The organism is Type-E symbiont of Plautia stali, from assembly GCF_059731115.1.
The window spans coordinates 403,613-416,660 of record NZ_AP035906.1 but is presented as its reverse complement, the minus strand read 5'-3'; the positions used below and the strand labels follow the sequence as shown (position 1 = coordinate 416,660).

The 13,048-nt window shown below is 55.7% G+C and carries 14 protein-coding genes; 6 read left to right on the top strand and 8 right to left on the bottom strand.

Annotated features, from left to right (window positions below; genetic code table 11):
* Positions 1-53 precede the first annotated feature (53 nt).
* From acs to AC6I8L_RS01835, 3 genes are all read left to right on the top strand, one after another.
* Positions 54-2,009 (top strand): acetate--CoA ligase, encoded by a 1,956-nt coding sequence (acs, locus tag AC6I8L_RS01845; protein WP_058960090.1) that lies wholly within the window; start codon positions 54-56, stop codon positions 2,007-2,009.
* A gap of 173 nt (positions 2,010-2,182) precedes the next feature.
* The gene (locus tag AC6I8L_RS01840) at positions 2,183-2,512 is read left to right on the top strand and encodes a DUF485 domain-containing protein (RefSeq protein WP_058960089.1); all 330 of its coding nucleotides are present in this window, start codon (positions 2,183-2,185) and stop codon (positions 2,510-2,512) included.
* The gene (locus AC6I8L_RS01835) at positions 2,509-4,161 is read left to right on the top strand and encodes a cation acetate symporter (RefSeq protein WP_034826878.1); all 1,653 of its coding nucleotides are present in this window, start codon (positions 2,509-2,511) and stop codon (positions 4,159-4,161) included. The genes AC6I8L_RS01840 and AC6I8L_RS01835 overlap by 4 nt, the downstream gene beginning before the upstream one ends.
* 83 nt (positions 4,162-4,244) lie before the next feature.
* Here the strand turns inward: AC6I8L_RS01835 and AC6I8L_RS01830 are convergent, their stop codons facing one another.
* The 3 genes from AC6I8L_RS01830 to AC6I8L_RS01820 form a co-directional block, all read right to left on the bottom strand.
* Positions 4,245-4,790 carry a YfaZ family outer membrane protein gene (locus AC6I8L_RS01830; protein ID WP_034826879.1) on the bottom strand — a complete coding sequence of 182 codons (546 nt, stop codon included), beginning with the start codon at positions 4,788-4,790 and terminating at the stop codon, positions 4,245-4,247.
* A gap of 120 nt (positions 4,791-4,910) precedes the next feature.
* Positions 4,911-5,606, bottom strand: a complete 696-nt coding sequence (locus AC6I8L_RS01825) for an LrgB family protein (RefSeq protein ID WP_034826881.1) — start codon at positions 5,604-5,606, stop codon at positions 4,911-4,913.
* Positions 5,599-6,024, bottom strand: a complete 426-nt coding sequence (locus tag AC6I8L_RS01820; protein WP_034826883.1) for a CidA/LrgA family protein — start codon at positions 6,022-6,024, stop codon at positions 5,599-5,601. Before AC6I8L_RS01820 ends, AC6I8L_RS01825 begins: the two co-directional genes overlap by 8 nt.
* Positions 6,025-6,128: 104 nt before the next feature.
* On the opposite strand from AC6I8L_RS01820, the gene AC6I8L_RS01815 reads away from it, so the two are divergent.
* Positions 6,129-7,031, top strand: a complete 903-nt coding sequence (locus AC6I8L_RS01815; protein WP_058960088.1) for a LysR family transcriptional regulator — start codon at positions 6,129-6,131, stop codon at positions 7,029-7,031.
* 30 nt (positions 7,032-7,061) lie between these two features.
* Here AC6I8L_RS01815 and AC6I8L_RS01810 read toward each other — a convergent pair whose 3' ends face one another.
* From AC6I8L_RS01810 to soxR, 5 genes are all read right to left on the bottom strand, one after another.
* On the bottom strand, positions 7,062-8,711 hold the full coding sequence (locus AC6I8L_RS01810; RefSeq protein ID WP_058960087.1) for a Na+/H+ antiporter: 1,650 nt from the start codon (positions 8,709-8,711) through the stop codon (positions 7,062-7,064).
* A gap of 139 nt (positions 8,712-8,850) precedes the next feature.
* Positions 8,851-10,200: an NCS2 family permease gene (locus tag AC6I8L_RS01805; protein ID WP_058960086.1), complete on the bottom strand. Its 1,350-nt coding sequence runs from the start codon at positions 10,198-10,200 to the stop codon at positions 8,851-8,853.
* Positions 10,201-10,352: 152 nt separating this feature from the next.
* Positions 10,353-10,640, bottom strand: a complete 288-nt coding sequence (locus AC6I8L_RS01800) for a hypothetical protein (protein WP_058960085.1) — start codon at positions 10,638-10,640, stop codon at positions 10,353-10,355.
* A 158-nt stretch (positions 10,641-10,798) separates the two neighbouring features.
* Positions 10,799-11,461, bottom strand: a complete 663-nt coding sequence (locus tag AC6I8L_RS01795; protein WP_058960084.1) for a glutathione S-transferase family protein — start codon at positions 11,459-11,461, stop codon at positions 10,799-10,801.
* A gap of 44 nt (positions 11,462-11,505) precedes the next feature.
* A complete protein-coding gene (gene soxR / locus AC6I8L_RS01790) occupies positions 11,506-11,982 on the bottom strand; it encodes a redox-sensitive transcriptional activator SoxR (RefSeq protein WP_034826898.1) in 477 nt (158 codons plus the stop codon).
* A gap of 97 nt (positions 11,983-12,079) precedes the next feature.
* On the opposite strand from soxR, the gene soxS reads away from it, so the two are divergent.
* The gene (soxS, locus tag AC6I8L_RS01785; RefSeq protein ID WP_034826899.1) at positions 12,080-12,508 is read left to right on the top strand and encodes a superoxide response transcriptional regulator SoxS; all 429 of its coding nucleotides are present in this window, start codon (positions 12,080-12,082) and stop codon (positions 12,506-12,508) included.
* A 252-nt stretch (positions 12,509-12,760) separates the two neighbouring features.
* Positions 12,761-13,042 carry a YjcB family protein gene (locus AC6I8L_RS01780; RefSeq protein ID WP_034826901.1) on the top strand — a complete coding sequence of 94 codons (282 nt, stop codon included), beginning with the start codon at positions 12,761-12,763 and terminating at the stop codon, positions 13,040-13,042.
* The last annotated feature ends 6 nt before the right edge of the window (positions 13,043-13,048 follow it).

The window sequence follows — 13,048 nt, the reverse complement described above, 5'->3', positions numbered from 1 at the left end:
TCTTCAATTAACCTTTGATTGACATATGATTAACATCTTCAAGGAGGTCAGCCATGAGCCAAATACATAAGCATCCTGTACCCGCTGCCGTTGCAGCGAATGCCCTGATTAATGCCGACCAGTATGCGGCGCTGTATCAACAATCGGTTGACGATCCCGACGCCTTTTGGGGTGAACAAGGTAAAATCCTCGACTGGATCAAACCTTACAGCAAGGTGAAAAATACCTCTTTTGCACCGGGCAATATTTCTATTCGCTGGTATGAAGATGGCGCGCTGAATCTCGCCGCCAACTGCCTCGACCGCCATTTGCAAACGCGTGGCGATCACCCGGCGATTATCTGGGAAGGCGATGACGCCAGCGAAAGCAAAACCATCACGTTCCGTGAACTGCACGGCGACGTGTGCCGCTTTGCCAACGTGCTGCTGAGCCTTGGCGTGAAGAAAGGCGATGTGGTCGCCATCTACATGCCGATGGTACCGGAAGCGGCCGTGGCGATGCTGGCCTGTGCGCGTATTGGCGCAGTGCACTCCGTCATTTTCGGCGGTTTCTCACCGGAGGCGGTGGCCGGTCGCGTAGTGGATTCCAACGCTAAACTGGTGATCACCGCAGATGAAGGGGTGCGCGCCGGACGCAGCATTCCGCTGAAGAAAAACGTCGATGATGCACTGAACAACCCGAGCGTCACCAGCGTGAAAAACGTGGTGGTATTCAAGCGCACCGGTAAAGACACCGGCTGGCATGAAGGCCGCGATCTTTGGTGGCACGAGTTGGTGGCGAAGGCCAGCGATCAGCACGAACCGGTCGCGGTTGAAGCCGAGCATCCACTGTTTATCCTTTATACCTCCGGTTCCACCGGCAAACCGAAAGGCGTGCTGCATACCACCGGGGGTTATCTGGTGTATGCCGCCAGCACCTTCAAATATGTGTTTGATTACCATCCGGATGATGTCTACTGGTGCACCGCCGATGTCGGCTGGATCACCGGACACAGCTATCTGATTTACGGCCCACTGGCCTGCGGCGCCACTACCCTGATGTTCGAAGGTGTGCCGAACTGGCCGAAGCCGAGCCGTATGGCTGAAGTCGTCGATAAACATAAGGTGACGCTGTTGTATACCGCGCCAACCGCCATCCGCGCCCTGATGGCCGAAGGCGACAAGGCGATTGAAGGTACCAGCCGCAGCAGCCTGCGCATCATGGGTTCCGTCGGTGAGCCAATCAACCCGGAAGCCTGGGAGTGGTATTACAAGAAGATTGGCGACAGCCGCTGTCCGATTGTGGATACCTGGTGGCAGACCGAAACCGGTGGTTTCATGATTACGCCGCTGCCAGGCGCGATTGAGCTAAAAGCCGGATCGGCCACCAAGCCGTTCTTTGGTGTGCAGCCCGCCTTGGTGGATAACGAAGGCAATGCGCTGGAAGGGGCGACTGAAGGCAATCTGGTGATCAACGATTCGTGGCCAGGCCAGGCGCGTACGCTGTTTGGCGATCACGATCGCTTCGAACAAACCTACTTCTCCACCTTCAAAAACCGCTACTTCAGCGGAGACGGCGCACGCCGTGACGAAGATGGTTACTACTGGATCACTGGCCGCGTCGATGACGTGCTGAACGTCTCCGGCCATCGTCTCGGCACTGCAGAGATCGAATCGGCGCTGGTGTCACATCCGAAGATTGCGGAAGCGGCGGTTGTGGGTATTCCTCACAGCATTAAAGGCCAGGCGATCTATGCTTATATCACACTGAACCACGGCGAAGAACCCTCGCCAGAGCTGTATACCGAAGTGCGTAACTGGGTGCGTAAAGAGATCGGCCCGATTGCCACGCCGGATGTGCTGCACTGGACCGACTCACTGCCGAAAACCCGCTCCGGCAAGATTATGCGTCGTATTCTGCGCAAAATCGCGGCGGGCGATACCAGTAATCTCGGCGATACCTCAACCCTGGCCGATCCGGGCGTGGTAGAGAAATTGCTGGAGGAGAAGCAGTCCATCACCATGCCGTAACCGGCATCGACGCGACGGAGAGTGTCAGCCTGTTCACGGCAGGCTACTCTCCGTCATCCCTACCTTACGCCGTACGCTTTTCACCATCGCAAAACCTATATAACTAGAATATTCAGCAGTTTAAATCATTTAACCGTGAGATATCTGCCTGCCTTTCCTCTGGAGAAACTGTGATGAACGAAGCCCTAAATCAACCGGAAGCAGTCTGGCAACAAATCGAGAGTAATCCGCGTTTTCAGGAACTGGTGCACAAGCGCCAGTCCTTTGCGCTGTTGCTCAGTATCATCATGCTGGTGTTGTACGTCGGCTTTATTTTGCTGATTGCCTTTGCCCCTGGCTGGCTCGGTACGCCGCTGCATGAAGGCACCAATGTCACACGCGGCATCCCCATCGGCGTTGGCCTCATTGTGGTGTCGTTTCTGCTCACTGGCGTCTATGTCTGGCGCGCTAACGGCGAGTTTGATCGCCTGACCAAACAAATCCTGAGCGAGGTGAAATCATGAAGCGCCTGTTCTCAGCCTTGTTAGCGGTAGTGCCTGCCAGCGTGTTTGCCGCCGACGCCATTACCGGCGCAGTGCAAAAACAGGCCACCAACTACGAAGCCATCATCATGTTTGTGGTGTTTGTGGCGGCGACGCTCGGCATCACCTATTGGGCCTCCAAACGCACCCGTTCACGTAGCGATTACTACACGGCGGGCGGCAATATTACCGGCTTCCAGAACGGTCTGGCGATGGCGGGTGACTTTATGTCTGCGGCCTCGTTCCTCGGTATCTCGGCGCTGGTTTACACCTCGGGCTACGATGGGTTGATCTACTCGCTCGGCTTCCTGGTGGGCTGGCCGATGATTCTGTTCCTCATTGCGGAGCGCTTACGTAACCTCGGGCGCTATACCTTTGCCGATGTGGCGTCATATCGCCTGCAGCAAAAACCGATTCGTACCCTGTCGGCCTGTGGCTCGCTGGTCGTCGTGGCGCTGTATTTGATAGCGCAAATGGTGGGTGCAGGCAAACTCATCCAGCTACTGTTTGGCCTCGATTATCACATCGCCGTGGTACTGGTGGGGATTTTGATGGTGATGTATGTGCTGTTTGGCGGCATGCTGGCCACCACATGGGTACAGATTATCAAAGCCGTGCTGCTGCTGTTTGGGGCCAGCTTTATGGCGATTATGGTAATGAAAGCCACCGGCTTCAGCTTCAACACGCTGTTTACCGAAGCGATGGCGGTCCATCCGAAAGGTGCCGCGATCATGCAACCGGGCGGTCTGGTGAAAGATCCGATATCGGCGCTGTCTCTTGGTCTTGGATTGATGTTCGGCACCGCTGGCTTACCGCATATTCTGATGCGCTTCTTTACCGTGGCGGATGCACGTGAAGCGCGTAAGAGCGTGTTCTGGGCCACCGGCTTTATGGGCTATTTCTACTTCCTCACCTTTATCATTGGTTTTGGCGCGATTCTGCTGGTCGGCGCAAATCCAGCCTTCAAAGATGCTTCTGGCGCGCTGATTGGTGGCACCAATATGGCGGCGGTGCATCTGGCGAATGCGGTGGGCGGCAGCCTGTTCCTTGGCTTTATCTCGGCGGTGGCTTTCGCCACGATCCTGGCCGTTGTTGCCGGGCTGACGCTGGCCGGTGCTTCTGCGGTTTCTCATGACCTGTATGCCAGCGTGATTCGCAAAGGTCAGGCGACTGAGCGTGATGAGCTGCGGGTGTCGAAAATTACCGTGCTGATTCTTGGCGTGGTGGCGATTGTGTTGGGTATCGCGTTTGAGAAACAGAACATCGCCTTTATGGTCGGACTGGCGTTCTCGATTGCGGCCAGCTGTAACTTCCCGATTATTTTGCTCTCAATGTACTGGTCGAAGCTGACCACGCGCGGCGCGATGATTGGCGGCTGGCTGGGATTGATTACGGCGGTTGTGTTGATGATCCTCGGGCCGACCATCTGGGTGCAGGTGCTGGGGCATGCCACCCCGGTCTATCCGTATGAGTATCCGGCGCTGTTCTCAATGGCGGCAGCGTTTATCGGTACCTGGCTGTTCTCGATTACCGATCACTCCAGACAGGGTGCTGAAGAGCGGGCTAAATTCCGTGGTCAGTTTATTCGTTCACAAACGGGCGTAGGCATTTCGCAGGGCAAAGCGCACTAAACAAAAAATGCCGCCCAAATGGGCGGCATTCAGTTTGTGCGATGATGAATCCGACGCGCCATCAGGTGCATCGGGTTTCATCATTAAAAACGCAGTGACGCGCCCACGTATGGGCCATCGACCAGCACGTTGTCTTTGCGATCGCCTTTGTTGTTCAGCTCGATGTACTGATAACCCACACGCAGATTCAGCAGTGAAATCGGGGTGAAGCTCAGACCACCAGACGCTTCTTTGTAGCTGTCCAGACGATCGGAGAACGCTTCCGGCGCGTAGTAGTATTCGCCGTACAGGCCCCACATGCTGTTGAAGTTGTACTGTGCACCGGCACCTACAGCCACGGTGAAGCCATCACGACCATCTTCCGGATGGGTGAACAGTGCTTTGGCGGTAGGGGCAATGCGGAAGTCGCCAAAATCGATGTTGTAGCCCGCGCCCAGACCGTAGGTGCTGCCATCGTGATCGCTGCGCAGCCAGTTGCCTTTCAGGAACAGGCCAGGAGAGGTGGTGCCGAGGCCAAGGTTCAGGTTGGTGCTATGCTCACCCACGTCAACACTGCCCTCAATTGCCTGCGCGCCGCTGCTCAGCAGTGCCAGACCCAATACGCTTCCAGTAACAAGTTGCTTAAACATATGATTCCACTCCATGAAGGACAAATAAGTCGGCGCAAAGGGTAACAGCCTGGCAGCAGGAGACAACTTTATTTGGAAACCTTTACGTAAAAATCGATGACAGTGCGCAAAAAGCGACCATCAGGCCGCCCATAACAAGTGGCTCAACAGCGGTGCCAGAATCACCGTCACCACGCCTGACAGCATCATTACCAGGCTCGATACCACACCCTCTTGCTGACCTAATTGATAAGCGCGAGCCGTTCCCGCACCGTGCGACGCAGCACCAAAACCCGCGCCTTTTGCCACGCCCTGCTTGATGGCAATACGCAGAAACAGCACATCGCCTACTGCCATGCCAAACACCCCGGTTATCACCACAAACAGCGCCACCAAATCCGGCTGGCCGCCAATCGGCAGTGCAGCCGCCAGTGCAAATGGCGTAGTAATCGAGCGCACCGCGAGGCTGCGCTGGATGGTTTCCGGCAGCATTAGCAGTCGCGCCAGCCATACCGAACTGCACACCGCCACCAGCGTGGCGGTTAACACGCCGACACTCAGCGATAACCAGTGGCGCTTGATGATCTCCAGGTTCTCATACACCGGCACGGCAAACGCCAGCGTTGCCGGGCCCAGCAGCCAGATCAGCCAATGACTCTCGGCAATGTAATCCTTCCAGCTGACGTGCGTCAGCAGTAGCAGCGCCACCAGCACCACCGGCGTCATTACCAGCGGCATCAGCAGCAATGTCTGTTTGCGGCGATAGAGGCGTTTGTTGACGTAATAGACCAGCAGCGTCAGCGCCAGACACAGCAGGCTAATGATGAAATCAGCCATGATGTGCCTGCTTACGCGCCGCACGCGCCAGTTCGAAGCGGTACAGACGATCCACCACCAGCGAGGTCGCCGCCAGCACTAATAAGGTACTCACCGCAATCACTACACAGATGCGCCAGCCTTCGCTGCGCAATAAATCGCTGTAATTGACCACCGCCACCACCGCAGGAATAAAGAACAACAGCATTTCCGCCAGCAGCCAGTTGGCCCCGGCTTTCACCCAACGCAGCGGCACCACGCGTGTCATGATCAATAACAACAGCAGTACCATTCCCACCACATTGGCAGGCAGCGGCAAATGCAGCCAGCTCACCAGTTTGTCGCTGGCCATAAACAGGCCGATATACAGCACCAACTGCAATGGCACAAAAACACGTTGCAGGATGTCCGTTCTGCGCGGACTCAATGCAAGCGCCATTTTCCTTCTCCCCAGAATTAAACGTTGGGCTTAGTATAAATCCGCGTCAAACTGTGAAAGAAATGAATTAAAATTATTCAAACTATGCCAAAAAGGAATGCTTGATGGACGTCCGCGCCCTGCGCTATTTCACCGAGGTGGTACGCCAGCAAAGTTTCACCCGTGCCGCTGAGAAGCTGTTTGTCACGCAACCTACCATCAGCAAAATGCTGCGCCAGTTAGAGGAAGAACTCGGCTGCACGCTGCTGCTGCGTGAGGGCCGCAAGCTGCATCTCACCGACAGCGGTCAGGCGGTGTATCAACGCGGGCTGGCGATTCTGCAGGAGTTTCATCAACTGGAAGCGCAGATTGGCGATATCAATGAATTGAAAACCGGTGAACTGCGGCTGGGTATCCCGCCGATGGTCGGGATGCAGATCGCCGGTTCGATCTCCGCGTTTCGCCGCCGCTATCCGGGTGTGCAGTTGAAGATTGTTGAGTCCGGCGGCTTAACGGTGCAGCAGGCCGTGCTGAACGGCGGGCTGGATATCGCCCTCACTGCGCTGCCGGTCGATGCGGATTTGCCGCTCAATACGCTGGAACTGATGCGTCATCCTTTGTGCGTGCTGCTGCCGCGCAGCGCGCAGTGGCTCAATCGCAGCAGCCTGGGTCTCAAGGAACTGGCGGCTCATCCACTGCTGATCCTGAATGAAGAGTTCTCGCTTAATCGTCAGTTGATGAAGGCATTTCAGCGTCAGGGGCTGACGCCGGAGATTGCGGTGCGCAGCGCGCAGTGGGATTTCCTGGCAGCAATGGTACAAGCCGAAATGGGACTGGCAATTTTACCCGAGCCGATTTGCCAGCGGCTGGATAAGCAATCGCTGCTATGGTTGCCACTGGAATCGGAGTTGCAGTGGAGTCTGGGTTTGATCTGGCGAGAAGGCAGCTATCTGTCGCGCAGTGCGCAGGCGTGGATCGATTGCTGCCGCGAGCATTGGCCGGACGCGCCGCCACGGTTATCAGTGTAGCGACGCTATATGCCAGCTATTGAGCTGTGCTTACTCCTCTTTCTCAATCAGCAACGCTTCCAGCAGATCGAGATCGCGCAGCAGCTTCTGCATCGTCTCATTAGAAATCTCCTGCGTCGCGCGCAAATGGTAAACCTCGGCGCGCTCGGCACGCAGGGCATTGAGGCGGAAACGACGCTCCAGGTTTTCGGCAAACAACGCCTGATCCACCTCATCTTTGCCCACCACGCGGCGGCGCAAATTGCCAATCACGCGCAAACTGACCTCTTTTAACAGCTCCGGATCGATATTCTCTTCCGCATCGTTTTCCAGCCGCTGCTCCATTTTGTGCAGGCTCTCAATCGCCACATTGGCCATTGCCGCACGCGCATGCTGGATTTCACGGCGATGTCCCGATTTATCGGTGCTTTCCATACCGCGTAACAATATCGGCAGCAGAATCACCCCGACAAACAGCGAGAACAGAATCACGCCGGTGGCAATAAACACCAGCTCATAGCGCGCCGGGAACGGTTCGCCATTGCTAAGAAACAGCGGAATCGACAGCACACCGGCCAGCGTAATGGCACCACGCACACCGGCAAAAGAGGCGATGAGCAACTCGCGGAAAGAGTAGTTAGAGAATTCCAGCGGCTTCTTCTTCAGGAAACGCAAACTGGCACGTTGCATCATCCACAACCAGCCAAAGCGCACGATCATCAAGGCGATATACACCAGGGCAACATCGGTGAACAGCATCCACAGCTCGACGTTCGGATCGGCATTGGCTTGCGCGACGGAGGTTTCCAGAATGTCCGGCAGTTGCAGGCCCAGCATCAGGAACACCATGCCGTTAAACACAAACTCCAGCATCTGCCATACGCTATTCGCACGTAAACGCATCGCCAGCGGTGCCTGGCGGATAATGCCAGAGCGCGTGATGGTCATACCCGCCGCAACTGCCGCGAGGATACCTGACACGCCCAGATGCTCAGCAATCAGATAAGAGGCGAAAGGCAGCAGCAGCAGTAGCACGGTTTGCGTCGCCGGATCGTCACCGCTCCAGCGGCTCAGCAGACGCAGCGAGCGGCCATATAGCCAGCATACCGCCACACCCGCGACCAGACCGCCGATCGCCACTTTGAGGAACTCCACGCTGGCGCCACCCCAGGTAAACACCATGGTGCCCATCGCCACCGCGACCGCAAACTTCAGTGATACCAGGCCGGATGCGTCGTTCATCAGGGCTTCGCCCTGCACAATCGACATGATCTTTTTCGGGATGCGCCCTTCCCCGACAATGCCGGAGAGCGCCACGGCATCGGTAGGTGACAGCACCGCAGCCAGCGCGAAGGCAGGGATCAGTGGAATACCCGGCACCAGCCAGTAAATCAGATAACCAATTCCGACCACGGTAATCAGCACCAGCACCAGTGCCAGGCCCATGATTTCGCGTCCGTGGTGCAGGAATTCGTTAATCGGCGTTTTCCAGCCATCGGCAAACAGCAATGGCGGAATGAACAGCACGAGGAACAGTTCGGGGTCAAAATCGACATGCAGGCCAAAGCTCGGCACGGCCAGCAATGCACCAGCGGCAATCTGCACCAACGGCAGGGGAATTTGGAACGGCAATATGCGCGCCGCCACGCCGGAGAGTGACACCACCAGCGTCATGATGAGAATAGTAAAGAAGATTTCCATGCTTTCCTTAGGCGAATCAATTTCATTAAAGCGATGTTGTTGCGCAGGAAAGTGTAAAACAAAACGCCGCACAAAGGGGCAACCCTGCGTGCGGCGTGAACCAGAAAGAGACTTATCTGGAAATAAGCGCGTTCAAAAGTCAGATGGCCCAACCACCCGCGTAGAAGGCCACCAGTGCAACAGCAATCACCACGGTGCCCACGTTCAGCCTGCGCCATTCACCCGCAAAGAGGCGGCCAATCACCAACGAGCCGAAGCCGAGCATGATGCCAGTCACGATGTTGCAAGTCAGGACGATGAACACGGCAGTGACCAAACCCGACATCGCATCGACAAAGTCATTGAAGTCAATCTTCGCCACGTTGCTCAGCATCAGCAGGCCAACGTACATCAACGCTGGCGCCGTCGCGTAGGCCGGAACCAGATAGGCCAGTGGGGACATAAACAGAATCAACAGGAACAACAGACCGACGACAATCGCTGTCAGGCCAGTTTTACCGCCCGCAGCCGTTCCGGCTGCAGATTCGATATACACCGCCGCAGGCGAAGCACCGACTAAACCGGCAAACAGGCTGCTGACGGAGTCGGTGGTCAACGCGCGGCCACCGTTAATGATCTGGCCGTTTTTATCCAGCAGATTCGCCTGGCCCGCCACTGCACGAATGGTGCCGGTGGCATCAAATACCGCGGTCATCACCAGCGCCAGCACACTTGGCAGCACCACCGGTTGCAGCGCACCCATGATATCGAGACTAAACATCGCGGATTGGCCGTTGGCATCCTTCAGGCTCGGCATAGCGAATAGCCCCTGATAGGTGACAGCCGGATCAAAGATCAGACCCACCACAGAAATCGCTACGATGGTCAGCAAAATTCCGCCTGGCACACGACGTTTTTCCAGACCAAAGATGGCCGCCAGCCCGATCAGCGCCATAATCACCGGGAACGAGGTGAAGTGGCCGAGTGCCACCGGCAAGCCCGGCGCTGGGTTCTTCACAACCAGGCCAATACCATCGGCCGCAATCAGCAGCAGGAACAAGCCAATACCGACTCCCGTGCCGTGCGCCACGCCCATCGGCAGGTTACGCAAAATCCAGGCGCGAATCCCGGTGACCGAAATCAACGTGAACAGCAAGCCCATCAGGAATACCGCGCCAAGGGCAACCGGGACGCTAATGTGCTGGCCCAGCACCAGGCTAAACGCGGTGAAGGCGGTCAGGGAAATCGCACAGCCGATCGCCATGGGCAGGTTGGCCCACAATCCCATGATGATCGAACCAAAGCTGGCGACCAGGCAGGTCGCTACAAACACGGCAGTCGGCGAGAAGCCGGCTTTACCCAGCATACCCGGTACGACAATGACGGAGTAAACCATGGCTAAAAAGGTGGTTAGCCCCGCCAAAATTTCCTGACGCACGCTGCTGCCGCGTGCCGAGATGTTGAACCAGGCGTCCAGTTTTCCACTGGCCGGGCGTGAGTCGCCAGACATAGTAAATCCTCTGCGTTTTTTAAGATGTAATGAGCCCCACGGCCCGCGTTTGCGCATCATCCTGGTGAAGGTTCTCAAAGAGAAAAGAGGCAAACGTTTACGTGGCCGCGTATTCCAGGTCGTAAAAGGGGGACACGGAAAAAGGCAAACGATTATCTGGCGTTTGCTATGGGGTTTTCAACTACTAATCGATTATCAGGCAGGATAAAGCGCAGACTGGCGCGGGTTAACAACGTGGTTACACTGCTTTTGGCGAAACTTAAGGGGTCGGAACTGGCTGGAAAATATCGATATTTTTCATTCATCGCACAGTTTTCCTCCCCAACTGCACCGATGGTAAGAGGTGGATGCCTCATGAAGCGATAATTAACTTGAGGCCCAGCAAAGGCCCGCCCGAAGAGCAAAGCGTCCGCGCCATGGACGGCGCGGCCGATCTGCATGGATGCGTTATTCCTTTGCGATCGGGCGGGCCTTTGCTGGGCATGACACCCAACTCACAGCGATAATCCACAGCACCCAACCCATAACGACTAACCCACAGTACTCAACCTATAGTACCCAACTCACAGCACCCAACCCACAGCACTGCAGCGACAAACTAACTAAACGTAATCGCCCCGCCCTGCTCAATCGCGCGTTGCCAGGCAGCACGTTGCTGCATCGATTCCAGCCAGCGTGCGGTGGCCGGCATCTCTTTCAACGATCCCCGCACTTCCAACGCCAGCAGCGGGAAACTCATCTGCACATCGGCGATGCTAAACCGTGACCCGGCGAAATAACGATGCTGGCTAAGATGCTGCTCAATCACGCCACTGTGCAGTTTTAGCTGCTTGTTCAACCAGGCCTTCTGAATCCCTTTGCTCAACGCCACGCCTGCCGGACGTAAAATCCACGGCACCGGCTTCTTCCCGAGTTGCCCAAACACCAGCTTCATTACCAGCAATGGCATCAGCGACCCTTCTGCGTAATGCAGCCAGTAACGCGCCTGAATCTGTTCATCCTCATCCGTGATGGCGAACAAATGCTCTCTATCATATTTCTGCTGCAGATACGCCAGAATCGCCCCTGACTCGGCGATCACCCGATTGCCATCAGTAATCACCGGCGACTTACCCAGCGGATGAATCTTCTTTAATGAATCCGGCGCCAGCAGCGTGTCCTCGCGCTGATAACGCTTAATTTGATACGGCACCGACAGCTCTTCCAGCAGCCACAACACGCGATGCGAACGGGAATTTTCCAGATGGTGAACAGTAATCATGCGGTTTTCCTTGCCGGTCAAAGTCTCCCGGCAAGTATAGCGGATTAACCTTTATGCTCGTCCTGCTCAGGGTCGAGTAACACCGCTCCCGAACCTTGCTGCGCCAGACGGTCACCGGGATTACGCAGTGGACAATCGCGCATCGATAAGCAGCCACAGCCAATACACCCATCCAAATCGTTGCGCAGGCGCGTCAGGGTTTCGATACGCTTATCCAGCTCTTCACGCCAGTGCTGCGTCAGCGCATCCCACTCCTGCGTCGACATACGCTTGTTGGCTGGTACATGCATCAAACTATCGCTGACAGTGGCCAGCGGAATACCGATGCGCTGCGCAATCTTGATAATCGCCACACGGCGCAGCACATCGCGGCTGTAACGCCGTTGATTGCCGCCATTGCGCGAACTGAAAATTAAACCTTTGGTTTCATAAAAGTGCAGCGCGGAAACGGCCACGCCGCTACGTTTCGCCACTTCACCCGGCGTTAACACCGGTTTTGGGTAATTGCGTTCTTTTTTCATTTAGGGCCTTTACCTCAAGTTAACTTGAGGAATTATACTCGCACCCCATCAAAACTTCGAATTTCAAACCCGATAAACCTTTCAGAAGGATGAGGCTATGATGCAACAGGAAATCATTCATTCACTGACACACTGGATCGATGAAAATCTGGATAAGGCCCTGTCGATCGACGAAGTGGCAGCAAAATCCGGCTACTCAAAATGGCACCTGCAGCGTATGTTCCGTACCGTGACGAAACAAACGCTGGGTGGCTATATTCGTGAGCGCCGCCTGACTCTGGCCGCTGAAGCGTTACGCCAGACTCAGCGTCCAGTGTTCGATATCGCGATGCAATACGGTTACGATTCACAGCAAACTTTTTCGCGCGTGTTCCGCCGTCAGTTTTCCCAGACGCCGACCGCCTATCGTCACACCATGCGCCGTCAGGCGATGATTCAGCGTCCGCGTCTGCTGAGTTTCGATTGCAGTGAAAACATGAACAGCTTTGCCCAGCGCACAACCGGCGAGTGCTGCCCGGTTCAGTGACATTCTGCGCGCCCTTCACGGGCGCACCTTCCCGCTTTGCCTCTGCCATCTCCCCCGCTTCGATAAAAATCTTTCTACCATACCAGGTATAAATTTTGTTCAAACTTTCAAATCGGGTGATATAATGTGACCCAAGTCACAGATTTACCCCCGCGTAAGACGGCCAGAAGGGCCTCCCTGACCCTCCTTCTCTGCCGCCAGTGATGTCCAATCAATGTCAGGGATATTACTGATTTGAAGAGGTTTTTGCAGATGGCTACGTTAACCACCAGTTTAATCGTCATGCGTTGGGAGCTGCTCAGCGCCATCATGATGTTCTTTGCCAGCACCATGAAAATTAAACTGCGTCAGAACAGTCACCACGTGATGGCACTGATGTGCGGCGGTATTGGTGTAGGCATGTCATGCTGGTTCGTTACCGGCCTGCTCGGCATTACCCTGAGCATGGAAAATCTGCACAACTTCATGGAAATCTCCAAAAACGCCTTCGTAGAAGTGATGAGCCAGACGCCTGCTGATTGGCCGATGCCTTAATCGCAG

What these genes read in the sequence shown, in the direction of transcription:
- soxR (WP_034826898.1), bottom strand. Translation starts at nt 11,982, where the DNA reads ATGAAAAAAGAACGCAATTACCCAAAACCGGTGTTAACGCCGGGTGAA.
- AC6I8L_RS01815 (WP_058960088.1), top strand. Translation starts at nt 6,129, where the DNA reads ATGGACGTCCGCGCCCTGCGCTATTTCACCGAGGTGGTACGCCAGCAA.
- AC6I8L_RS01795 (WP_058960084.1), bottom strand. Translation starts at nt 11,461, where the DNA reads ATGATTACTGTTCACCATCTGGAAAATTCCCGTTCGCATCGCGTGTTG.
- AC6I8L_RS01825 (WP_034826881.1), bottom strand. Translation starts at nt 5,606, where the DNA reads ATGGCTGATTTCATCATTAGCCTGCTGTGTCTGGCGCTGACGCTGCTG.
- acs (WP_058960090.1), top strand. Translation starts at nt 54, where the DNA reads ATGAGCCAAATACATAAGCATCCTGTACCCGCTGCCGTTGCAGCGAAT.
- AC6I8L_RS01810 (WP_058960087.1), bottom strand. Translation starts at nt 8,711, where the DNA reads ATGGAAATCTTCTTTACTATTCTCATCATGACGCTGGTGGTGTCACTC.
- AC6I8L_RS01800 (WP_058960085.1), bottom strand. Translation starts at nt 10,640, where the DNA reads ATGCAGATCGGCCGCGCCGTCCATGGCGCGGACGCTTTGCTCTTCGGG.
- AC6I8L_RS01830 (WP_034826879.1), bottom strand. Translation starts at nt 4,790, where the DNA reads ATGTTTAAGCAACTTGTTACTGGAAGCGTATTGGGTCTGGCACTGCTG.
- soxS (WP_034826899.1), top strand. Translation starts at nt 12,080, where the DNA reads ATGATGCAACAGGAAATCATTCATTCACTGACACACTGGATCGATGAA.
- AC6I8L_RS01840 (WP_058960089.1), top strand. Translation starts at nt 2,183, where the DNA reads ATGAACGAAGCCCTAAATCAACCGGAAGCAGTCTGGCAACAAATCGAG.
- AC6I8L_RS01780 (WP_034826901.1), top strand. Translation starts at nt 12,761, where the DNA reads ATGGCTACGTTAACCACCAGTTTAATCGTCATGCGTTGGGAGCTGCTC.
- AC6I8L_RS01820 (WP_034826883.1), bottom strand. Translation starts at nt 6,024, where the DNA reads ATGGCGCTTGCATTGAGTCCGCGCAGAACGGACATCCTGCAACGTGTT.
- AC6I8L_RS01835 (WP_034826878.1), top strand. Translation starts at nt 2,509, where the DNA reads ATGAAGCGCCTGTTCTCAGCCTTGTTAGCGGTAGTGCCTGCCAGCGTG.
- AC6I8L_RS01805 (WP_058960086.1), bottom strand. Translation starts at nt 10,200, where the DNA reads ATGTCTGGCGACTCACGCCCGGCCAGTGGAAAACTGGACGCCTGGTTC.